Source organism: Acutalibacter caecimuris, assembly GCF_034335085.1.
GTDB lineage: Bacteria > Bacillota > Clostridia > Oscillospirales > Acutalibacteraceae > Acutalibacter > Acutalibacter caecimuris.
The window spans coordinates 161,763-181,936 of record NZ_JAWXXJ010000005.1; the positions used below are offsets into that span (position 1 = coordinate 161,763).

Genomic DNA, 20,174 nt, shown 5'->3' on the forward strand with positions numbered 1-20,174 from the left:
GCTGGGGGCGGGTTTGTACTATAATGGGGGCAGGGCGGGGTGATTGGGTATGGCCACACAGGGGAAAGAAGGGCGCGGCACAAGGCTTAAGCGGTTTTTGCTGACCTTTTTGGCCGCGGTGCTGCTGTACACCTGTACGCCCGTCGGGGACAGTTTTTGGAAATGGGCCGGTACGGCCTCCGGGTTTGGGGATTGGCAAGAAGGGGGCCTGCTGGAGATCCATGTGATCGACGTGGGCAAGGCCGATGCTATCCTCCTGAAAAGCCGGGGCCGGGCTGCGCTGCTGGATGCGGGCAAGCCGGTTGCAGGGGGAGCGGTAGCCGATTACCTGAGCCGCCATGGTGTAGAGGAGCTGGATTGGCTTATTATGTCCCACCCGGACAGCGACCATATTGGCGGCATGGCCCAAGTGTTGTGGGATATCCCTGTAGAGAATTTTGTACAGGCTGCGGTGACGGAAGAGGTGGAGGAGCATACACCGGCCTTTGCCCAGCTACAGACTGCTTTGGAGAAAAAAGCGCCCAACCGTATGTTGCTGGAGCCGGGCCAAAGTTTCCTGCTGGGCGACGCCATGCTGACGGCTTTGGGCCCGGCGCAGGATTATGGGGAGAGCAACAACAACTCCCTGGTACTGCGCCTGGACTGTGGGGGATTTACCGCCCTTTTCTGTGGCGACATGGAGCGCGAGGCAGAAGAAGGGCTGCTGACGAGCGGGCTGTCCCTTCGGGCCGACTGGCTGAAGGTGGCCCATCACGGCAGCAAGACCTCCAGCACCCAGTCATTTCTGGAGGCGGTATCGCCCCGGTACGCGGTGATCTCTGCCGGGCCGGACCGGAACCGGCTGCCCAGGGAAGAAACCCTGATCCGATTGGAAGGGATTGGCGCGGAACTCTACCGCACCGACACGGACGGGGATCTGGTATTTCTATATGACGGGAAAACCGTAAGCATCAAAACCGAAAAATGAAGGAGTGTGACGGCCATGAGGCAGTTGGTCATTGACCGCTTTGAGGGGAAATATGCCATTTGTGAGGACGCGGAGCAGAAATACTTTGCCATTGAGATAGAAGAACTACCGGCAGACGCGGCGGAAGGCTGCGTGCTGGTGATTACCGGCGAGGGGGAATTGCGCCTGGACCAGCAGGAAACAGCGGCGCGCCGGGAGAGGATTGCCGCCAAACAACGCAAAGCCTTTGGAAGGTGAACCCCGCCGGGTGTGGGGCATAAGGAGGATCTGCCGTATTTATGCGGGAAAAAGGGCCGACGCAGGGAGGTTGCGCCGGCCCTTTGGGTGTTTGGGCAGGGTTATGCGGGGTTACAGTTTTTTCAGTTCCCGTGCCTGTTTCATCTGCTTATAGGAGAAACGTAGGGGGGATTTCCGGCTGAGATGCAGGCCGTCGATCTCTTTGCGGCGCATATGGACACTTTGTACCAGCCCAAAACCCAGATACAGGCACATGGAGGAAGAGCCGCCGGCACTGAAAAAGGGCAGGGTGATACCCATGACCGGCAGGATGGTCAGGCACATACCGATGTTCCATATGGCCTGTAGGGCGATCAGCCCAAAGAAACCGAAACACATATAACGGCCCAACTCGTCACGGGAAGAGGTGGCTACGTGGAGGACCTTCAGCATAAAGAGCAGCAGCAGTAAGAGGAGGAGGGAGCAGCCCACAAAGCCAAGCTCCTCGCCGGCCACGGTGAAGATACAGTCGCTTTGCTGGAACGTGACCACGTTGCTGGCTACCCGCGGCCCCTGGAACAGCCCCTGGCCCTTAAAGCGCCCGCTGCCAATGGAGATGCGCCCCTGCCACTGCTGGTAGCCGCTGAACATACGCACATCCGGGTCGGTATCCAGGTTAAAAACGGCTACAAAGCGGTCTTTCTGGTAATCTTCCATTAGGTAACGCCAGGCAATGGGCAGGGCGATTACAAGGAGCCCGACCAGGGTAGCGAAATACCGCAGATGCACCCCGGCGGAAAGGCTCATAAAAATGAACATGAAAAAAAATACGATGGCAGCACCCAGATCGCCCTGGCGCTGGCAAAGGACCATATAGAGCAGCGCGTGCAGCCCCAAAAGGACCACCTGGAGGATATCGTTGAGTTTGCCCCGTTTCTTTAGCACGTCCAAATGCTTGGCATAGGTGAGCATGAAGGCGATCTTTACCAGCTCGGAGGTTTGGAAGGTCCGCCCACCGATTTGAATCCAGGCCCGTGCATCTACGCCGCCGGTGCCCTGGATGCGTTCACCGAAAAAGTAGGTATAGATCATCAGGAAGATACAGAACCCTTCGATCAGGTACCAAAAATTGGAGATCTCTGCGTAATCCATCAGGCTGATGATGACCGCGCCGATGATCCCCAGGGCGATTGGGAAGAGCTGGGCGCGGAAGTAATCGACGGGGGTGGCGCGGGAAACGCTTTTCAACAGCACCAGGCTGTATGTGGACATGGCGGCCAGCAGGAACCATAAGATCAGGTCGGCACGCTTGAGGTAGCTGAAGAGGCTTTTAAAAAGTTGATTTAGCATAGTATTTCCTTATCTGTTATGGCTGGCCCCGAAGGGGAGCCGGGTAGGCTTTCTTGGAATTATTTACTTAGCCAAATCGCCAGGGCGATTTGCAAACTTGCTCTGCAAGTTTTGGATCTACTGAAATATCCTGGGGATATTATAGCACAGTACGGGCAGATTAGGCAAGCCTTTTGTCAGAAGGGGGATATGTTACATATAAAGTAATGAAATAACATTTTATGCAAAGAGGCTATTTCTCTTGTAAAATGGAAATAACTCTGCTATAATATACTGAATATGGTGTTGCAAAACCATGCGAGAGGAAAGGTGGAAGGTCATATGTCTATTCGGGAGAAAGTGGCGGCCTGGCTCTTCGGCGCCAAGAAAAAGGATGAAACAGACGAAGAGATTCCACAGGAAACGTATCATATAGAGAAAACGCCGGCCAACGGGACGGCTGTGACCAGCTATTTTGAGGAATCTGTGGTGGAACTGACAGAAGGGCACCCTATTTACCAGCTTTACGACCTGCGGCGCAAGGAGGCCGGCTATCTGCCGCCGCTGAAACTTCTGCTGGATGCGGAGGGCGTGCTGCCCCCGGAGGTGGTACGGCGGGAGAGCCAGCGGGTGAAAACTTTTTTGGCCAATACCTGCGCCGCGCGGTTCAAGGAGATCAACCAAAGCGGGGGCAAAAAAAAGAAAGAGGAGGAGGAAGAGGAGCCGCCTGCACTGGACGCCCTGCCCTGTTTCTTCCTTTCGGCCGATAGGCTGTATGCCTGGGTGCTTGTGCTGCCGCCGGTACGAAAGGGGGCGGAGTTGGCCCGTGGCCCCCTTTATGAAGCGATAGCAGAGGAGGGGCTTGCCTTTGGCGTGGACACCGGCCTGGTGGACCGGTTATCCCACGATGACAGGCGGTATTTCAACCTGTTCCTGCTGGCAAAGGGCAAGCCGGCCTTTGACGGCAAAAACGGGAATATCGTGGAGCATTTCCCACGGACCGTTGAGCGCATCTTACAGGCGGATGAATATAACCAGGTGGACTATACGGCCCTTAACCTTATCCATAACGTAAAGCAGGGGGAAGAGATTTGCCGGTTGATCCGCCCGACCGAAGGGGAGCCGGGCTGCACGGTGCTGGGGGAGGAGATACCGGCTAAGGGCGGCCAGGAGGTGCCGCTGCCAAAGGGCCGCAATACGGAGATCAGCGAGGATGGGCTGTCGCTGGTGGCCAGCATTGCCGGTCATGTAGAGTTTGCGGGCAAAAGTTTTCAGGTAAAGCCGGTGATGGATATTCCGGGGGATGTGGATTACTCCACCGGCGATATTGACTTTTTAGGCGACGTAAATATTGCGGGCGACGTCCTCAGCGGTTTTTCGGTGCGGGCCATGGGGAATGTCCATGTGGACGGCGCGTTGGAAACGGGCTGCTCGGTAGAAACCGGGGGCGACCTGGTGGTGGTCAAGGGTATTTTGGGCAGCGGGGAAACCGTAGTGCGCAGCCGTAGGAGCGTGTTTTCAAAGTATATTGAGAACGCGACCATTCAGGTGCAGGAAAACTTGCAGACAGACTGCATTATCAACGGGAATATTTACTGTGGTGGGGAAGTGCAGGTGCGGTCTGGCCGGGGGACCATTATGGGGGGAAGGATTTGGGCGGCTAAAAAGGTTAGCGCCAATATTATTGGGGCCCCTTCGGAATGCCGCAATATGGTGGTACTGGGCGGGGCACCCTGCGCGCATTTTGAGCAGGAACAACTGCGTAAAGAGATGAACGAACTGGAAATAGAACTGGAAAGGCTGGAATGCCAGCCTAACAGCCAGGCCAGGGCCAGCCTGTTGCAGAAGGCGCAGGCCAGGATCGCGGTGGCGGAGATGAAATTGAAACATCTGAACGGAAATATGACCGTGGAGGTTGACCCCTACGCGTTGGATACGGGCCGGCTGGAATGCGGGATTGCGTACGCCGGCACGGAGATCAGCTTTGAAAATGAGGTGGTACGCCTGCGCCATACCACCCGGCAGTGTACGGCAACAGTCATCAACGGGGAGATCGTAATGATGTGACGGCTTTTCCTAAAAAAGCTTGGCAACCAATGGCTGCCAAGCTTTTTTCTGTATAGAGGACACCGTGCCATAGGGGTTTTGGCACCGGCTATTCCTTTGCCTTCCCGTTTTGGGTGATGACCAGGAAGGCCAAACACATCAGCAGCAGGGAGGCCCCGCCCAGTATGCTGCCGGAGAATAGTTGGACCCCGCCTGCTACCGGCGCAGCGGTTTGTATGGCGGCTCCGCCCATCAGCCGGTTTAGCGTTAAAAAGCATAGGGCAGCCAGCCCGCCGTGGGCCAGGCGGCCTAGCAGGAACCATGAAATTTTCACCGGCGGGGCGGGAAAGAACGCGAGTACCTGCATATGGACACAGAACCCGCCAAAGGCCAGCCCAAAGGCATATAATACCGGCGGGGCGGAGAGCGCAGCGGCATCGCCTACGCCGCCGGTGACCTCTATGAGGAAGGAGAGCAGGGCCGCCCATTCCAACGGGGAGAAAAGCTTGGTGCGGCACAGCAGCCTTACCGCCGTCTGGAAGGCCCCGCTTTGGTGGAGGACGGCGGTGAGAACCGAAAACAGCACCACACAGGCGCTCATGACCAGCACACTGCGGGCGGCGTCGGTAACAGACCGCATGAGCGCCCCGGAACCCATACGCAGGGGCTGGGCAGGTGACTTTTCCGGCACATCCGCGCCCAGGGCGGTAAGGACGCCCAGCAGCAGGCCGGCCAGTGTTACGGAAAGGAAGAGCAGCCACCCCAACCGGGTACTGCCCAGCACCCCCAGGCCCAGGAAGGTTACCACAAAGGCCAGCCCGGGGTTTACGCAAAAGAGCATCATACGGCTTGCCTGGCGGCGGGTGATCAGCCCCTGTTCCAGCAGCAGGGAGGCCCCTTTGGCCCCGGCGGGATAGCCGCCGATAAAGCTCATAAGGATTGGCAGCGCGCAACAGCCGGGTAGCCGGAACACGCGCCGTACAAACCCGTCGAGAGGACGGCCAAGGGCCTGGGACGCGGGGGAATTTACTGCAAAGGCAGACAGCGCCATAAAAGGGAAAAGGGAAGGGGCAAGTACGGAGAGGCAATAGGAGATGCCCGCAAGGGTGCTGGCACGCACAGCGGCGGGAAACAAGAGGAATGCGGCCAGGGCCAATATAAAACCCGCCGTGCAGAGGACAGCGGCAGTATGACGCTTTAGGATGGTGGTTTCCATGAGATATCTCCTTTCGGTTTGCGGGCTTTACGCGAGGGATCCAGCGGGTTATCAGGCGTAAAGGTAAAAAGCGGCGTGGGGGTAAAAAGGCGTAGGGTGGCCACTGTTTCTATCGGTATGCCGCCGTATGGTGATATATGCGCCCCGGTGCGCATAAAATGGCTATGTGAATCAGAAAAAGGGGGCGTTGTACTTTGGATACAAAACCGACCGGCGGCGCGGTGATCTCTATTACCGGCAACCGCTGTGCTGTTATAGACGGCTGTGATGGCGTCATGGACTATGACGAAGAAAGGGTGGTAGTACGTACCGGGCGGTTAACCGTTTGCATTGACGGGAAGGGGCTGCGGCTGACCAGCCTGACAGAGAACTCTGCCGTAATACAGGGGCTGATTGCGGGCGTTACGTACAGTTATTAGGAGGGGTATATGATTGAAAGGATCTTTCATCTTCTTTCCGGCTATGTGGAATTCCGGGTCAAAGGGGACGGGGCGCGTTTCTTTACGGTGGCGGCCAAGCGGGGTTTTACCATGTGGGGATTTCGCCGGCAAGAGGGGGAGGCTGTAGCCAGGGCCCGCCCGGCAACTTACAAAAAGCTGCGGCAGGTGAGCGGCCGCTGCCAGGTGAGGACAAAAATCATGCGGAAAGGGGGGCTGCCCTTTCAAGTCAACCGGCTGTGGAAACGGAAGAGCCTGCTGTTGGGGGCAGCGGTGGGGGCCGGGGCCTATGTGTTCCTCTCAGGGTACATTTGGGGCGTTTCCCTAAACGGAAACGAGAACATGACCCCGTTGGCTGTGTACCAGGCGGCAAGGGAGTATGGGGTGTATGTTGGTGCGCAAAGGCAAGCGCTTTCCCCGAAAGCAGCAAGCCACGGCATATTGACGGAGTTGCCGGGATTAAGTTGGGTCAATGTGAATACGGACGGCTGTTTTGTGGAGATCGCCGTAAAGGAAGGGACTGCCGCGCCGGAGGTCGAGGACAGGAAGGAACTTTCTAACATTGTGGCAGCGCGGGAAGGGCAGATTGTGGAGATAGAAGCCAGGGAGGGCCGGCCGGAGGTTAGCCTGGGAGAAACCGTAACCCAGGGCCAGTTGTTGATTGCCGGGCTGTACGAGCAGCGGCCGGATCCAGATACTGTCCAGCCGCCGGAAATTTACCGCAAGGCAGGCCCGGCGCGGGGACGGGTGATCGCGGAAACCTACCGGGAGTTTACGGTACAGGCCAGCGCCCAAAGAACAGAAGAAGTGGAGGTAGAGCGGCAGGTGGCCACCTGGGCCGATGTTTTTGGCCTGCGCCTACCTTTGGGCATATGGCGTAAACCGCAGGGGGTAGTCCGGCGGTATAAGGAGAGCGCTTATTTAACGCTGCTGGGGACTGTGTTGCCTGTGGGAGTGGAAAGGGAAGTTACGGTGTTGTTGGAAGAGGAAACCCATACCCTTAGCCAGGAAGAGCAAAAGGCTGCCGCCCTAATGAAATTGCGGGAGGCCCAGAAAGCGGCGCTGCCGGAAGGGAGCAGCGTGAAGGAGGAGCAGTTAGAGTATGTTTTTACTGAGGGGATGTGTATCCTCAGCGCAAAATGCCGCTGTCTGGAGGAAATTGGGGTGACACAAAAAATCTCGGTGGAATAGGCAAACAAGTTCATAAATTTTTGTCCAAATTTCCTAGACAAGGGGCTTGAACATTTTGGGCAAGGTATGTTATAATAGTGCCATTGAGGAGGCTTGTACACAAGCGAGGGGATCAGGGCGTGGTTTGGGTGCTTGCCGGATTTATGAAAGCTCAGCATACGCCGTATATAAACACTGTATGTACCTGCCTACCAAGGGGAAGTTCCTGGCGTTGGCAGACGGCCTGCTTGCTAACCCCACGACTGCGGTTTGGGCCTATTGGATGGAGGATAGGCTTGCCGGGACCCTTGCGCTACGCTGCGCTGGGGATGAGGCGGAAATAGTGGGCATAGCCGTTGACCAGGCCCTGCGGAGGCAGGGTATAGGTTCTCGCAGGGTACGGGAAGTGATGGCACGGCAGCCGGTCAGCCGGCTGGTAGCCGAAACGGACGGGGACGCAGTGGGGTGCTATGAGAGATGTGGCTTTTCTGCGAAGGGGATTACAAAGGTATATGATGGGAAACCGTTCATACGGTATAGCTGTGTGCAAACAGCTTAGCATTGGGAAGTTTGCCCGGAGAAGGAGAATAAATTGGAACAAAAAATTAACGTGGACAGATTAGAGCAAGCCGCGGAGTTATTTGGCAGCTTTGACGGGAATATCCGGCTGATTGAGCAGGAATATGGCGTGTCAATGGTGTTTCGAGATTCTGAATTGAAAATCACCGGGGATGACGGGGAACAGGTAGACAGGGCGGCACGGGCTGTGCGCAGCCTAATCACCCTGATCGGCGGGGGGGAAACCCTCAGCGAGCAGAATGTGCGGTACTGTATCCGCATGGTGGGGGAGGACAATGAGGAGAAAGTGGCGGCGCTGGCCGGGGACTGTATCTGCGTCACCAGCAAAGGCAAGCCCATCAAGCCGAAAACAGTGGGGCAGCGCACCTATTGTGATAATATCAAGGAAAATACCGTGACGATTGGCGTGGGGCCCGCGGGTACCGGTAAGACCTATCTGGCGGTGGCCATGGCCGTTACGGCTTTCCGGGCCCAGCAGGTGAACCGCATCATCCTTACCCGCCCGGCAGTGGAGGCAGGGGAGAAACTGGGCTTTTTGCCCGGCGACCTACAGCAGAAGGTAGACCCTTACCTGCGCCCCTTATATGACGCGCTGTTCGATATGCTGGGGGCGGAAACCTACCAGCGCTATGTGGAGCGGGGAAATATTGAAGTGGCGCCCCTTGCTTATATGCGTGGGCGTACGCTGGATGACAGTTTTATTATTTTGGACGAGGCGCAGAATACCACTGGCGAACAGATGAAGATGTTCCTGACCCGGCTGGGGTTCAACTCCAAAATGGTTATAACCGGCGACGTGACCCAGATTGACCTGCCGGACGGGAAACGCAGCGGTTTAAAAGAGGCAGTGCGGGTGCTGCGCGGCGTGGACGATATCGCTATTTTCCGTTTTACAGAAAAAGACGTTGTGCGCCATAAACTGGTGCAAGACATTATCCGGGCCTATGAGCGGGCCAGCAGGGGAAAAACCAACTGATGCCAGGAGCCTGGCAGACTCTAAAAGAAAGGAATGCTTATCATGGAGAAGATCAGGGTTATCATTTCTAACCGGCAAAAGCAGATCAGAGTGCCGACCGGGGTCCGTATGCTGATCCGCCGCTGTTGCCACGCTGTGCTTCAGTTAGAAGAATTCGCCGACCCGGCGGAAATCAGCGTGAGTTTTGTGGATAACGACCAGATCCGTGAGATGAACCGCCAATATAGAGGGAAAGACGCTGTTACGGATGTACTGTCATTCCCAATGGGGGAAAACGGGCATTATGACGTGAACCACGAAACAGGCGCCAGGATATTGGGCGATATTGTGATCTCGGTGCCCCGTGCCACCGAACAGGCCAGGACTTTTGGACATTCGTTGGAGCGGGAGATCGGCTATTTGACCGCGCATTCCATGCTGCACCTTTTGGGGTATGACCACGAGGAGGGCGGCCTTGCACGGGTGCGTATGCGGGAAAAGGAAGAGCGGGTTATGCGGGAACTGGGCCTGCCCGCCAACAGCAGCTATGCCCCGGAGGAATAAACGGCGGCTGACCGATAGTTTCCGGGACGCCTTGCGAGGAATATGGTTAAGTTTCCTCTCTGAGAGGAATATGCGCATACATGGGCTGGCCTGTGGATATGTTGTGTTTTTTGCGCTTAAAATGGGGGTGAGCCGGGAAGAATTGGCCTGCCTGTTGCTGGCTATGGGTATGGTAACAGCAGCGGAGGCGCTAAATACCTCGGTGGAAAAGTTATGTGATTTTTCCGAGCCCAGACGCAACGAAAAAATCGGCAGGGTCAAAGATATCGCCGCAGGCGGGGTGCTGTTTAGCGCTTTGTTTGCGGCTTTGGCTGGATGTACGGTTTTGTTGCGTCCGGCATTGTGGCCGTTGGTTTTAGACATAGCCTGCACCCCCTGGAAATTGGCGCTTTTCCTGGCAACGCTGGTGGGGAGTGCTCTACTGGTTTTTGCAATACCGCAAAAAAGTGATGGAGAGGGTGGATAGGGATGCCGCAACTGAATAAAGGCGGCAAATTTGTGTTCGGTAAGTCCTTGATCCGACAGGATGGGAAAATCTTTCTGCCGCCGCAGGCTGTGGAGGAGTATGATATCTGCATAGAGGGAAAGGTGTATATTTTTACAGGGGCTAAGGCTACAGGCGGTTTCTGCATAACCAGGAAAGGACTGCTGGGCCCTTCCCAGTTGGGGAACATTCTAGGGGACAACCCTTTTCTGGAAACATATGCGCTGCCTGAAGGGAAATTGATCCCTTATAAAGGCCGCCGCTATGGCTGGTTAACGGCCACACCCGGTGGGGAAGTGCAGCTAACAGCACCTTTGCTAAAAGCGCTAGATTTGACGATTGGAATGGAACTGCTTTGTATACGCAGCAGCAACATAGCCTTTACGTTGGGAGCCAGGGGGCCTCTTTTAGAGCGGGCAAGGAATTATTCTGGGAGCCTCCCTATTTATTAATCTGATAAAAAATTTCAATTTTATTGAAATTTTATTTCGAAAGGAAATCTATGGATAACCAGAAATCGGCCTACATTGCGATTGTGGGCCGCCCCAATGTGGGCAAGTCTACTATATTGAATCATTTGATTGGTGAAAAGATTGCTATTGTTTCCAAAAAACCGCAGACGACCCGTACCCGTATTATGGGTGTTTTGACCCAGGGGGAGGATCAGTTGGTCTTTTTGGACACACCGGGCCTACTTAAACCCCGGAATTCACTGGGGGACTACATGGTACAGTCGGTGGCCTCGGTATTGGAAAGCGTAGATGCCGGGCTATTGGTTACGCAGGCTGGTATGCCGGTTTCCAAGGCAGACGAGGAACTGATCGCCCGGTTCCAACGGGGCAGGCTCCCTGCGATATTGGCGATCAATAAGATTGATGCGTTGCCGGATAAAACCCGGCTGATGGAGCAGATTGCCAGCTATGCGGAGCGATACCATTTCCAGGCAGTGGTGCCGGTTTCTGCCAAATACGGGGACGGCATGGACACGTTGTTGGATGAGTTGAAAGCGCTGACAGAGCCCGGTGGCTGGTTCTTTGACGAGGACACCTTGACCGACCAGACAGAGCGGGTATTGGCAGCGGAGATGGTACGTGAGAAAGTTTTGCGGCTGCTGGATCAAGAGATCCCCCATGGAGTTGCGGCTGTGACAGAACTGATGCGGGAGCAGGACGAGCTGCTGGAGTTGCATATCACTTTATACTGTGAGAAAAGCAACCACAAGGGGATACTCATTGGAAAAAATGGGGCGATGCTGAAGAAAATAGGCACCATGGCACGTATGGACTTGGAACGATTTTTTGACTGCAAGATAAACCTGCAGCTTTGGGTAAAGGTAAAAGAGGACTGGCGGCAACGGCCAGAAACCTTGCAAAGCCTGGGATTTGCTGTGCAGGATTTGGGATAAAAGAGTTACAAAATGGAAAAACGCGCTTTCCTATAGAAGGAAGGCGCGTTTTGTTGCATTTTAGCTGCGCAAAAACGTAAGCAGAAAGAACCCGACCAGTGCCAAATGGCTGCGATGATCGGGAAAGCCTTAAACTATGTAGTATATTCAATTCAATTCCTGCTTTCTTGACTTGACAATCTCTTCCAGTTGGTCGAGAATAGACGGCGCGGTGACATCCTCTACCAGGGCAGAGAGCAAACTAGGGACAGAGTGCTGGGAAAACGCGGGGCTGTTCTTGATCTGCATGACGGCGTAATGGTCTGCGGAAATACAGGGCACAAAAGTGCGCGTATAGTTTTTTGTGCTCTGCACAAAGCCAGCCACTTCGATGGCTTCTTTGTCCAGCATGGAATTCAACAAGATGTGGATGGAAGATGATTTCCAGGTACGGTCCGGGGTCAGTTCGATGATCTCTGACCGGGACAGCGGATGGCCTTCTTTCCACATGAGCTCCATGATCTCGTTTTCCGATTTAGTCAGTTTGAAGTAACGCGGCTTGTTGTTTTTCATGGTACTTATTACCTCCCCACAACAGATAAATAACTGACTTTACAGCTTTATTTAATAATAAAAGCATTTTATTCAAAAGTCAATTCGTTTCGAGAATTATAATCGGGTTTTTGAAAGTTTTTTTCTGATAAATTGAAGATTCCTTTCAGGATTAGAAACGGATGCACACCTCATCCTGTACAGTCATGCTTTCAGGGGTTACAAGGCAGTCAACTGCCACAATATGTACGCCCCTTTCTGCGGCTTCGGCCAAGGTTTTGGCAAACCCCGGATCTGTTTCCGCATTGGGGGTAAAAAATTGTACCCCGGCCATTTGGATGATAAACAGCACGCAGGCCCGGTACCCTTGCTCTGCGCAGGTAATAAGTTCCCGCAAATGCTTGGTACCACGCTGCGTAGGAGCGTCCGGGAACATGGCTATGCCGGCACGCTCCAGTGTGACCCCTTTTACCTCAACAAACCACTGTTCCTGAGCGGTTTCAGCATAAAAATCAAAGCGGGAATTGCCAAAGCGGGTTTCTGGGCGCAGCAGGGTTATGCCGGGCAAGAGGGTGGGCAGGTATTCTGCCGCAACTTTATTGGGCGCCTGGCTGTCCATGTTGATGAGTAAACTTCCTTTTTCCACAGCCACCAGGTCGAAACGGGTTTTACGGGCCGGGTTGCTGTTTTCCTCCAAATAGACTTTTGCACCGTTTACTAGCAGCTCCCGGCATCGGCCGGTGTTTTTTACGTGGCATATTTGCAGGCCCTCGGTAGTTTCGACATAGGCGATAAAGCGGTTGGGCCTTTGCCGGAAAATGCCGGGAACGATTTTGCTATATTGCATGGGTTTTTCCTGCCTTTTATGCGTTTTTTCGTGGTTGAAGTACAATATAGGCCTTGAAACCTGGCAGCGGATAGGGTATACTATTATAAATAACAGAAACACTCTCTAAGCAAGGGGATTCCCCTGCCGGGGAGTGGATTTGCGTACCGCATACTAGAAACGAAGAGGAGAAATTACTATGCAGATTTACGTTTCAGCGGCAGCCAGACAGAGTGGGGCCGGTACCCAGGCAGCGCCGTTTCAAACCATCAGCCAGGCCGCACAGTTAGCCAGGCCCGGAGATGAGGTGCTGGTAGGCCCTGGCATCTACCGGGAAAGGGTAGATCCCCGCTGCGGTGGAGAAAGCAGCCAAAAGCGGATTACCTACCGTTCCCTGGAAAAAGGGGGCGCGGTGATCACGGGGGCTGAACGGGTAGATAACTGGGAAAAGTACAGTGAGAACCTGTGGGTTGCCCGGATATCCAACGGGCTTTTTGGCGGGAACAACCCTTACACAACCCGGGTGAGCGGCGACTGGTTTGTGGCCTCGATGATTGCCCATACCGGCGACGTATATCTGAACGGGAAATCCATGTATGAGGTGGCTGAGTTGGAGAAAGCGGAGCATCCGCAGCGGTCCATGGCCTCCTGGGATCCGGATTTTTCAGTATATACCTGGTATACCGAGCAGGACGAGGCAGCAGACGAAACGGTGATTTATGCCAACTTCCAGGATAAGAACCCAAATAAGGAGATGGTGGAGATCAGCGTTAGGAATACCTGCTTTTATCCCTCCAGAGAGGGGATAAACTACATCACCTTTTCAGGCTTTACCGTGTGCATGGCCGCTACCCAATGGGCACCGCCTACGGCCTATCAAGAGGGCATGGTGGGCCCGCATTGGTCAAAGGGATGGATCATAGAGGATTGCGAAATTTTTGAATCCAAATGCTCAGGCATCTCGTTGGGCAAGTACTTCCAGCCCAATAATGACAACAAGTGGCTGCACAAAAAGTACAAGGATGGCACCCAGACCGAGCGGGAATGTATCTGCCAGGCCCAGGCCGAGGGTTGGGCCAAGGAAACCGTTGGCTCCCACATTGTGCGCCGGTGTAATATCCATGACTGTGGGCAGACCGGAATTGTGGGCCATTTGGGTGGGGTTTTCTCGGTGATTGAGGACAACCACATCCACCACATTAACAACAAGCAGAACCTGGCCGGGGCTGAGATCGGCGGCATAAAAATGCACGCCGCCATTGATGTGACCATCCGCCGCAACCACTTCCACCACTGTACCCGTGGCCTATGGCTGGACTGGCAGGCCCAGGGCACCCGGGTGACCCAGAATTTCTTCCACCACAATACCTTGCCAAACCTGGCCGGCGACGCTACCCCTGAAACAGCTACCCCGGAGGAAACAGCCCAGTTGATGATGGGTATGGGGGAGGATATCTTTGTGGAGGTTTCACACGGCCCCACCCTTATTGATAACAACCTGTTGCTTTCAGCGCGTTCGCTCAAGCTGGCTACCCAGGGTGTGGCGTTGGTACATAATCTGGTTGCCGGTGGCATTACGGCTGTGGGTATCGGCACGGACAATGGCGCCAAGACCCTCAGTTCTCCCCGGTATACCCCCTACCATGTGCCCCATAAAACTACCATCGCTGGGTTCATGACCTTCCTTCATGGTGATATGCGGTTTTACAATAACATTTTTGTTCAGCAGCCTGTCCATCCGCTGCTGAAAGCCGCTATGGAGAATATGGGCCCTAATGGTTGGGATGACGGCAATGTGCTCTGTGGCACCTTCCCCTATAATGGGTACCCAACCGCCCAGGAATGGGAAAAAGAATTTGAGGGCTACTGTGGCATGGGGTCGGCGCCCAGCGACCGGTACTATATGCATCTGCCTGTGTGGGCCCAGGGTAACGTGTACTGTAATGGAGCAAAGCCTTGGGAGAAAGAAACTACCCCCACCCAGGTAGAAGGGCCTATTTCCTTAACGGTAAAGGAAATAGAGGGTGCTTATGTGGTAGAAACGGATCTTTACCAGCATATGCCGGCAGTAAAGGCACCTTTTATCTCCACCCATACGCTGGGAATGGCTTTTGAGCCGGAACAGCCATTTGAGAACCCAGACGGCACGCCCATCTTCTTTGACCAGGACTACTTCGGCGGGCATAGGGCGGTAAATCCCATGCCTGGACCCTTTGAGCAGGGTGGGACGTGTTTTGAACTGTAAATAGCTAGCAATCACTGGGAAGAACAGGCTATGGAAACATGGCCTGTTTTTCCCTTTACCAATTTCTCCCCCAGAATTTCCGATCCAATACCCGGTACTGTACGGCCTCGGCTACATGGTCTTCCAACACACGGGCACTGGCATCCAAATCGGCAATGGTTCGCGCTACCCGCAGAACCCGGTCGTAGCCACGCAGGGAAAGGCCGAATTTCTCAAAGGCCATGTTTAGCAACGCGGTGGCTTCTGGGGTTGGGTCGCAAACCTCCTGCAATCTAGAGGAAGGGATGTCTGCGTTGCAGGTGCAGCCCGTTTGCCCGGCCCGCTCTGTCTGGCGGTTCCGGGCGGCGTTTACCCGCTTGCGTATTTCAGCGGATGGCTCACTTTTGGCTTTGGAAGAGAGTTGGGTAAGTTCCACAGGGGCCAACTCAATATGTAGATCCAGCCGGTCCAGCAGAGGGCCGGAAATCCGGGACAGGTAGCGGTCAACGGCCCCGGGCGCACAAGTGCAGGGACGGCTGGGATGGCCAAAATAGCCACAGGGGCAGGGGTTCATGGCGGCCACAACCATAAACTTGCAGGGGAAGGTGGCGTTGCCGCCAACTCTTGAGATTGTTACACGACCGTCTTCCATCGGCTGCCGTAAGACTTCCAGAGCAATGCGGGGGAACTCGGGGAGCTCGTCGAGAAACAGCACGCCGTTATGGGCTAAGGAGATTTCCCCCGGTTTGGGGGAGGCGCCGCCACCGGAAAGCCCGGCAGCCGAAATGGTGTGGTGGGGCGCGCGGAAAGGCCGTGCGCCCAGCAAAGAACTGCCGTCAGGCAAAGCGCCTGCTACTGAGTGAACCATAGTGGCCTCCAACGCCTCTTCAAAGGTCATATCAGGCAGGATGGAGGGCAGGCGTTTTGCCAGCATACTCTTACCCGCGCCGGGGGAGCCGATCATAATTACACTGTGGCTACCACTGGCCGCGATCTCCAGCGCCCGCTTTGCAACTACCTGGCCCTTTACATCGGCAAAGTCAAGCAGTGGATCCAAAGGGGTGGCCTGGGCGGTGTGTTCTGCCCGGGGGATGGAACTTCTGCCGGTAAGGTGGGCAACCAGTTGCGGTACGGTTTCCACCGGGTAGACCGCTAACCCAGCGACCACCGCACCCTCTGCCGCATTGGCGGCAGGGACGAAAAGCCGTTTGAAACCGGCCTCCTTTGCCTTTACCGCCATGGCCAGTACACCGCGGATGCGCCGTACCTCCCCCGAAAGGGAAAGTTCCCCTAAAAACACGGCGTCATCCGTAGGGCAGCTAAGCTGCTCAGAGGACTTTAATAGGGAGAGCAGGAGGGGAAGGTCATAAATGGGCCCTTCTTTACGCTTATCTGCGGGGGCCAGGTTCATAGTAATGCGCTTGACAGGGAACACAAAGCCGCAATTCTTCATAGCGGCCCGCACTCTGTCCCGCGATTCTTTCACCGCTGTACCAGGCAGGCCAACCACCTCAAAGCCGGGCAGCCCGGAAGAAAGGTCGGTTTCCACCTCGACGGGGAAAGCATCCAGGCCATATGTACCCATGCTATATGTTTTGGCAACCGTGATGACCACCTCCTAACGCAGAAAACTGCGTTGATCCGCTTTCGGCCGGCAGGAACGGAAAGCGTTACCTTACTATAATAAACTGATTTAAGGTTCTAGTCAAGAAAAATATATTCATAGCTGCCAGTTTTTTGCTATGACCCACGGAGCGCCTTGAATTTCCGTCTGCCATGTTGCCGGCCCGCATATTTGCAGCCTTACAGCGGCACAATATGGCTGTACTGCAACAGGGTGCGTCAAGCCCGTAGAAAGAAAGGAAGGATCGCCATGACCCAGGAAAGGGATGGCAGGATTGGGAACCTGCCTGCCAACATTAACATTATGAACCCCGTGCCCAATAAGGATGCCAAAACGATTACCAAGTTGGTGCGCAAAAACGGCAAAATTGCTGGTTATGAGCTCTCTGACGGCAGAGTGCTGAACAAGCGTGAAGGGGTGGCCCTGGCTAAACAGGGGGGTATCCGCGGTGTAGCCATTGCGAGCCGCAACGGCAGCGAATACCTGCGTTCGCTACCGGACGGCGACGAGAGCAACAACCTGGGGGACTTACCCAGCGCGCCTGCAAACTTTACCTGAAGTGGATGGGAAAGCGGCCTCTTAAGCAGGCCGTTTTCCCTTTATAGTAACCTGTTGGCGCTGGCGTAGTTATACGTAATAAAGCGCAACTGGCAGACTGTAGTTAAAAGTATTTAAAAACGCGAATCACTCTTGACTTTTTTATCATTACCTGCTAAACTGTATATATGTGCAATGCCTAACACTAAGGATAGCGCCTGGGGGAGGCCCGGCGTTTTCCTGCGTGAAAGGTACGGCTGTTATTGCGTTACATCTCGCGCCGTATCTTTACAGGATATGGTGCGTTTTTCTATAGGTAAATCCGATAAAAAGGAGCATTTATTGTGGAAACCAGGGTCGCTGTCATGAGCATTATTGTAGAGGAGGGGGGCATGGTCGAAAAACTCAATGCCATCCTCCATGCGTACGGAGAATATATTATTGGGAGAATGGGAATCCCATACAGGGCCAGGGAGATTAACATTATTAGCATAGCTATTGACGCGCCAAAGGATACCATTTCCAGCCTGGCGGGGAAGATCGGTAATTTACCGGGGGTCAGTGTTAAAACGGCGCTTTCGGGGGTGACAAACCATGACTGAACGTATCATGCAGCTTATTGATAAACTGGCAGAAACACATAGCCTGCCTTTGGAGGAATACCAGGAATTGGTGGACGGCCAAAACCCTGAGGCTGCCGCCCTGCTGGCAGAGAAAGCCGTGGCTGTCCGTAAGGCCATTTATGGCAATACGGTGTATGTGCGCGGGCTGATCGAGATCAGCAATATATGCAAGAACAACTGCTTTTATTGTGGCATCCGCCGGGGCAATGCCCATTGTGACCGCTACAGGCTTAGCCAGGAGGATATTCTGGCCTGTGCGGAGGAAGGGTACCAGCTAGGCTTTCGCACCTTTGTATTACAGGGAGGCGAGGACCCCTTTTTTACCGATTCAGTGCTTTGTGAGATGATAGCTGCGGTAAAGGCCCGCCACCCGGATTGTGCTGTGACCGTTTCCATGGGGGAGCGTAGCCGGGAAAGCTACCGGCTGTTAAAGGAAGCAGGGGCAGACCGCTATCTCCTGCGCCATGAAACTGCCAACCGGGAGCACTATGGGAAACTGCACCCGGTGGATATGTTTTTTGACAACCGTATGCGCTGCCTGCAAGACTTACGGGAACTGGGGTACCAGGTGGGGTGCGGGTTTATGGTGGGCTCCCCCGGACAAAGCAGCCATACACTGGCCGAAGATTTGAAGTTTATCCAGGAGTTTAAGCCGGATATGTGTGGCATTGGCCCTTTTATCCCCCATAAGGAAACGCCTTTTGGACAGGAGGCCGCCGGCACATTGGAACAGACCTGCTACCTGTTGTCCATGATAAGGTTGATCCATCCGCCGGTGTTGCTCCCGGCTACCACGGCCCTTGGTACAATCCACCCGGAAGGCCGCGAATTGGGAATTTTGGCAGGGGCCAATGTGGTGATGCCCAACCTGTCCCCGGTTTCGGTGCGGAAAAAGTATGAGCTTTACGACAATAAGATCTGTACCGGGGAGGAGTCTGCCCAATGCAAGGACTGCCTGAGCGCCCGGATGCGTTCGGTAGGGTATGAGATCGTGACGGACCGGGGAGATGTAAAGAAAGTGTGAGAAGAACAAAAAAGTATGGTATAAGCGGGGGTATGAGATATGGGAAAATTGTATGACAGAGCGGATATCTACGATTTAATTGAAAATGAAAGCCGCTTTGATATGTTCAAATCCCATTGGGAAAATATCCTGCGCGGCAGAAACATCCACACGCTGCTGGACGTAAGCATCGGCTCCGGCAGCGCCACCTTGCAATTAGCAGAACTGGGGGTGCAGCTTTCCGGCTCGGATTTGAGCGAGAATATGCTTGCAAATTGCAGGAAAAAGGCTGCGGCCAGGGGATACGACATGGAACTGAAGTGCTGTGACTTCCGGAAGGTGGCGGAGCACTTTGACGGCCCCTTTGACTGCGTGGCAAGCACGGGGAATTCCCTGCCGTATGTGCGTAACGAGGATGCGCTAATGGCGCTGGAACAGATGGACAGTCTGGTGAGGCCCAGCGGGTATCTCTACTTTGAGATACGCAACTGGGACAAAATTTTGAGCCAAAAGCCCCGTTTCCTGCCCTATGCGCCCTTTTTTGACGGGGACGTCCGTATCAACCTGACGCAGATTTGGGATTACAATGGGGACGGTTCGATTACCTTTAACCTGTTGTACGTGTTTGAAAGAGAGCGGCGTTTTTTCCAAAAGGAAGTGTTTGAGGAACACTATTTCCCTATAAAAAAGCAACTGCTGCTGAACAAACTGGGCGGCATGGGGTATTGCGAGATGGATGTACAGGTTTATCCCTCCCAGATACAGGGCGTGGCTGTGGACGATGCGGACTGGTACTGTGTGATCGCAAAAAAGCAGGGATGAAAACCTGATAAGGAGGAAAAATGCAGGTTCAAGTCAATGAAAAAGTACGGCTGGAATCTATCACCAAGGCTGGGATTGACAGTTTGTTCCCCCTGTTTTTTGAGGACATAGAAGAGTTGAACCGCTGGTTCGGGTTTGATAGGGACTACAGCATCCAAAATGAATACCAATACCTGGCTACCAGGCTCCCGCCTTTCGATGATGCCATTCTTGTGCTCTATCAAAATGTGCTTTGTGGCAGGTTCGGGCTGTATGATTACAGCCCGGCGGAGGGATGCGTATATATGTACTATTGGATATCATCTCGATTCCGCCGGAAAGGTATTGCGCGGGTCTGTATGGGGGCTATGCTGGAATACCTGCGCGGGCTTGACATTCATGAGGTACGGTTTGACGTGGATATAGATAATACAGCTAGTATTTCTCTGCTGAGTGGTTTTCCAAATATAAAACAAAAAGAAATGGGAAAGAAACGCGCAATTTTTTCTTGTCCCCTTTAGATAGTGTCTACACGAATTAAGTACGGATAGCAGCCCAAATGGCGATACAACGGACGTGTACCGCGGCGATAAAAGCATCCGAGGTTTTGGCATAACGAGTGGCAATACCTCTCCAA

The 20,174-nt window shown here is 54.3% G+C and carries 21 protein-coding genes and 1 pseudogene; 16 read left to right on the forward strand and 6 right to left on the reverse strand.

All coding sequences use genetic code 11. The features are described from left to right. The first annotated feature begins 49 nt into the window (after nucleotides 1-49). Both U8U01_RS04935 and U8U01_RS04940 read left to right on the forward strand, forming a co-directional pair. Nucleotides 50-967, forward strand: coding sequence for a ComEC/Rec2 family competence protein (locus tag U8U01_RS04935; protein WP_322171173.1), 918 nt, complete (start codon nucleotides 50-52; stop codon nucleotides 965-967). A 15-nt stretch (nucleotides 968-982) separates the two neighbouring features. Next, the gene (locus tag U8U01_RS04940) at nucleotides 983-1,204 is read left to right on the forward strand and encodes a DUF3006 domain-containing protein (RefSeq protein ID WP_322171175.1); all 222 of its coding nucleotides are present in this window, start codon (nucleotides 983-985) and stop codon (nucleotides 1,202-1,204) included. 111 nt (nucleotides 1,205-1,315) lie between these two features. On the opposite strand, the gene U8U01_RS04945 is transcribed toward U8U01_RS04940, so the two are convergent. Further along, entirely contained in the window at nucleotides 1,316-2,533 is a 1,218-nt protein-coding gene (locus U8U01_RS04945; RefSeq protein ID WP_322171178.1) for an FtsW/RodA/SpoVE family cell cycle protein, read from the reverse strand. A gap of 321 nt (nucleotides 2,534-2,854) precedes the next feature. Between U8U01_RS04945 and U8U01_RS04950 the strand changes: the two genes are divergently transcribed. Beyond that, entirely contained in the window at nucleotides 2,855-4,579 is a 1,725-nt protein-coding gene (locus tag U8U01_RS04950; protein ID WP_322171181.1) for a flagellar assembly protein A, read from the forward strand. Nucleotides 4,580-4,667: 88 nt separating this feature from the next. Here U8U01_RS04950 and U8U01_RS04955 read toward each other — a convergent pair whose 3' ends face one another. Further along, nucleotides 4,668-5,774 (reverse strand): sporulation protein, encoded by a 1,107-nt coding sequence (locus U8U01_RS04955; RefSeq protein ID WP_322171184.1) that lies wholly within the window; start codon nucleotides 5,772-5,774, stop codon nucleotides 4,668-4,670. Between the two features lie 194 nt (nucleotides 5,775-5,968). Between U8U01_RS04955 and U8U01_RS04960 the strand changes: the two genes are divergently transcribed. The 7 genes from U8U01_RS04960 (at nucleotide 5,969) to era (ending at nucleotide 11,368) form a co-directional block, all read left to right on the forward strand. Next, nucleotides 5,969-6,193, forward strand: coding sequence for a YabP/YqfC family sporulation protein (locus U8U01_RS04960; protein WP_322171187.1), 225 nt, complete (start codon nucleotides 5,969-5,971; stop codon nucleotides 6,191-6,193). 9 nt (nucleotides 6,194-6,202) lie between these two features. After that, nucleotides 6,203-7,402 carry a sporulation protein YqfD gene (locus U8U01_RS04965; RefSeq protein ID WP_322171190.1) on the forward strand — a complete coding sequence of 400 codons (1,200 nt, stop codon included), beginning with the start codon at nucleotides 6,203-6,205 and terminating at the stop codon, nucleotides 7,400-7,402. A 178-nt stretch (nucleotides 7,403-7,580) separates the two neighbouring features. Further along, a complete protein-coding gene (locus tag U8U01_RS04970) occupies nucleotides 7,581-7,940 on the forward strand; it encodes a GNAT family N-acetyltransferase (RefSeq protein WP_322171193.1) in 360 nt (119 codons plus the stop codon). A 33-nt stretch (nucleotides 7,941-7,973) separates the two neighbouring features. After that, nucleotides 7,974-8,936, forward strand: coding sequence for a PhoH family protein (locus tag U8U01_RS04975; RefSeq protein ID WP_322171196.1), 963 nt, complete (start codon nucleotides 7,974-7,976; stop codon nucleotides 8,934-8,936). Nucleotides 8,937-8,978: 42 nt separating this feature from the next. Beyond that, nucleotides 8,979-9,479 carry an rRNA maturation RNase YbeY gene (gene ybeY / locus U8U01_RS04980; RefSeq protein ID WP_322171199.1) on the forward strand — a complete coding sequence of 167 codons (501 nt, stop codon included), beginning with the start codon at nucleotides 8,979-8,981 and terminating at the stop codon, nucleotides 9,477-9,479. Continuing rightward, nucleotides 9,463-9,945 carry a diacylglycerol kinase family protein gene (locus tag U8U01_RS04985; protein WP_322171201.1) on the forward strand — a complete coding sequence of 161 codons (483 nt, stop codon included), beginning with the start codon at nucleotides 9,463-9,465 and terminating at the stop codon, nucleotides 9,943-9,945. Before ybeY ends, U8U01_RS04985 begins: the two co-directional genes overlap by 17 nt. Before the next feature lie 520 nt (nucleotides 9,946-10,465). After that, nucleotides 10,466-11,368, forward strand: a complete 903-nt coding sequence (era, locus tag U8U01_RS04995) for a GTPase Era (protein ID WP_322171205.1) — start codon at nucleotides 10,466-10,468, stop codon at nucleotides 11,366-11,368. 147 nt (nucleotides 11,369-11,515) lie between these two features. On the opposite strand, the gene U8U01_RS05000 is transcribed toward era, so the two are convergent. Beyond that, nucleotides 11,516-11,920, reverse strand: coding sequence for a BlaI/MecI/CopY family transcriptional regulator (locus U8U01_RS05000; protein ID WP_322171207.1), 405 nt, complete (start codon nucleotides 11,918-11,920; stop codon nucleotides 11,516-11,518). A 151-nt stretch (nucleotides 11,921-12,071) separates the two neighbouring features. Continuing rightward, a complete protein-coding gene (gene sfsA, locus U8U01_RS05005) occupies nucleotides 12,072-12,746 on the reverse strand; it encodes a DNA/RNA nuclease SfsA (protein ID WP_322171209.1) in 675 nt (224 codons plus the stop codon). 178 nt (nucleotides 12,747-12,924) lie between these two features. Between sfsA and U8U01_RS05010 the strand changes: the two genes are divergently transcribed. Then, nucleotides 12,925-14,970 (forward strand): right-handed parallel beta-helix repeat-containing protein, encoded by a 2,046-nt coding sequence (locus tag U8U01_RS05010; RefSeq protein WP_322171211.1) that lies wholly within the window; start codon nucleotides 12,925-12,927, stop codon nucleotides 14,968-14,970. 55 nt (nucleotides 14,971-15,025) lie between these two features. Here the strand turns inward: U8U01_RS05010 and U8U01_RS05015 are convergent, their stop codons facing one another. Then, nucleotides 15,026-16,534, reverse strand: coding sequence for a YifB family Mg chelatase-like AAA ATPase (locus U8U01_RS05015; RefSeq protein ID WP_322171213.1), 1,509 nt, complete (start codon nucleotides 16,532-16,534; stop codon nucleotides 15,026-15,028). A 288-nt stretch (nucleotides 16,535-16,822) separates the two neighbouring features. Here U8U01_RS05015 and U8U01_RS05020 point away from each other — a divergent pair, with 288 nt between their 5' ends. The 5 genes from U8U01_RS05020 to U8U01_RS05040 all read left to right on the forward strand — a co-directional run bounded on the left by U8U01_RS05020 (nucleotide 16,823) and on the right by U8U01_RS05040 (nucleotide 20,058). Continuing rightward, nucleotides 16,823-17,131, forward strand: a complete 309-nt coding sequence (locus tag U8U01_RS05020; protein ID WP_322171215.1) for a DUF3892 domain-containing protein — start codon at nucleotides 16,823-16,825, stop codon at nucleotides 17,129-17,131. A 323-nt stretch (nucleotides 17,132-17,454) separates the two neighbouring features. Beyond that, nucleotides 17,455-17,712, forward strand: coding sequence for a TM1266 family iron-only hydrogenase system putative regulator (locus U8U01_RS05025; protein WP_322171216.1), 258 nt, complete (start codon nucleotides 17,455-17,457; stop codon nucleotides 17,710-17,712). Between the two features lie 4 nt (nucleotides 17,713-17,716). Then, entirely contained in the window at nucleotides 17,717-18,757 is a 1,041-nt protein-coding gene (hydE, locus tag U8U01_RS05030) for a [FeFe] hydrogenase H-cluster radical SAM maturase HydE (protein WP_496196406.1), read from the forward strand. A gap of 39 nt (nucleotides 18,758-18,796) precedes the next feature. Next, a complete protein-coding gene (locus tag U8U01_RS05035; protein WP_322171220.1) occupies nucleotides 18,797-19,558 on the forward strand; it encodes a class I SAM-dependent methyltransferase in 762 nt (253 codons plus the stop codon). 20 nt (nucleotides 19,559-19,578) lie between these two features. Further along, the gene (locus tag U8U01_RS05040) at nucleotides 19,579-20,058 is read left to right on the forward strand and encodes a GNAT family N-acetyltransferase (protein ID WP_322171222.1); all 480 of its coding nucleotides are present in this window, start codon (nucleotides 19,579-19,581) and stop codon (nucleotides 20,056-20,058) included. Nucleotides 20,059-20,074: 16 nt separating this feature from the next. Here the strand turns inward: U8U01_RS05040 and U8U01_RS05045 are convergent. Further along, nucleotides 20,075-20,174: pseudogene (locus U8U01_RS05045) on the reverse strand (IS5/IS1182 family transposase); the annotation flags it as partial.

Bases quoted from the DNA above. Each gene is read 5' to 3' on its own strand.
- U8U01_RS05020 (WP_322171215.1), top strand. From the start codon at position 16,823: ATGACCCAGGAAAGGGATGGCAGGATTGGGAACCTGCCTGCCAACATT.
- U8U01_RS04955 (WP_322171184.1), bottom strand. From the start codon at position 5,774: ATGGAAACCACCATCCTAAAGCGTCATACTGCCGCTGTCCTCTGCACG.
- U8U01_RS04935 (WP_322171173.1), top strand. From the start codon at position 50: ATGGCCACACAGGGGAAAGAAGGGCGCGGCACAAGGCTTAAGCGGTTT.
- U8U01_RS04985 (WP_322171201.1), top strand. From the start codon at position 9,463: ATGCCCCGGAGGAATAAACGGCGGCTGACCGATAGTTTCCGGGACGCC.
- U8U01_RS04940 (WP_322171175.1), top strand. From the start codon at position 983: ATGAGGCAGTTGGTCATTGACCGCTTTGAGGGGAAATATGCCATTTGT.
- U8U01_RS04945 (WP_322171178.1), bottom strand. From the start codon at position 2,533: ATGCTAAATCAACTTTTTAAAAGCCTCTTCAGCTACCTCAAGCGTGCC.
- sfsA (WP_322171209.1), bottom strand. From the start codon at position 12,746: ATGCAATATAGCAAAATCGTTCCCGGCATTTTCCGGCAAAGGCCCAAC.
- U8U01_RS04965 (WP_322171190.1), top strand. From the start codon at position 6,203: ATGATTGAAAGGATCTTTCATCTTCTTTCCGGCTATGTGGAATTCCGG.
- U8U01_RS04970 (WP_322171193.1), top strand. From the start codon at position 7,581: ATGTACCTGCCTACCAAGGGGAAGTTCCTGGCGTTGGCAGACGGCCTG.
- U8U01_RS05035 (WP_322171220.1), top strand. From the start codon at position 18,797: ATGGGAAAATTGTATGACAGAGCGGATATCTACGATTTAATTGAAAAT.
- U8U01_RS05015 (WP_322171213.1), bottom strand. From the start codon at position 16,534: ATGGGTACATATGGCCTGGATGCTTTCCCCGTCGAGGTGGAAACCGAC.
- U8U01_RS05010 (WP_322171211.1), top strand. From the start codon at position 12,925: ATGCAGATTTACGTTTCAGCGGCAGCCAGACAGAGTGGGGCCGGTACC.
- U8U01_RS05040 (WP_322171222.1), top strand. From the start codon at position 19,579: ATGCAGGTTCAAGTCAATGAAAAAGTACGGCTGGAATCTATCACCAAG.
- era (WP_322171205.1), top strand. From the start codon at position 10,466: ATGGATAACCAGAAATCGGCCTACATTGCGATTGTGGGCCGCCCCAAT.
- ybeY (WP_322171199.1), top strand. From the start codon at position 8,979: ATGGAGAAGATCAGGGTTATCATTTCTAACCGGCAAAAGCAGATCAGA.
- U8U01_RS04950 (WP_322171181.1), top strand. From the start codon at position 2,855: ATGTCTATTCGGGAGAAAGTGGCGGCCTGGCTCTTCGGCGCCAAGAAA.
- U8U01_RS05000 (WP_322171207.1), bottom strand. From the start codon at position 11,920: ATGAAAAACAACAAGCCGCGTTACTTCAAACTGACTAAATCGGAAAAC.